Annotated in this window: 1 protein-coding gene; it reads left to right on the top strand. The window is 59.9% G+C overall.

What is annotated here, in order from left to right; translation table 11 throughout:
• Positions 1-85 precede the first annotated feature (85 nt).
• Positions 86-322, top strand: a 237-nt coding sequence (locus SPHV1_RS01130) for a transposase (protein ID WP_156367188.1), incomplete at its 3' end; no start/stop codon positions are given.

Below are 322 nucleotides of genomic sequence, written 5' to 3'. Positions count from 1 at the left end.
TGTCCGGCGTCAGCGCCCATGGCACAGATTAGGGGTTGAGATTTAAGGAGGGTTTGGGCTTCGTCGTAGTGACGAAGGAACGAAGATGAAGCCCAAACCCTCCTTGCGAAAATCGCCAGCAAAGGCCTCTGCCGAAGCCGTGGTGAAAGACATTCGCCGACAGACGCGGCGGCATTTCTCGGCCGAGGACAAGATCCGCATCGTGCTCGACGGATTGCGCGGCGAGGACAGCATCGCCGAGCTGTGTCGGCGTGAAGGCATCGCCCAGAGCCTCTACTACACCTGGTCGAAAGAGTTCATGGAGGCCGGCAAACGCCGGCTC

It is taken from the genome of Novosphingobium sp. KN65.2 (assembly GCF_001368935.1).
Taxonomy (GTDB): Bacteria; Pseudomonadota; Alphaproteobacteria; order Sphingomonadales; family Sphingomonadaceae; genus Novosphingobium; species Novosphingobium mathurense.
The sequence above is the reverse complement of the archived record's forward strand: the minus strand, read 5'-3'. Positions and strand labels throughout refer to the sequence as shown.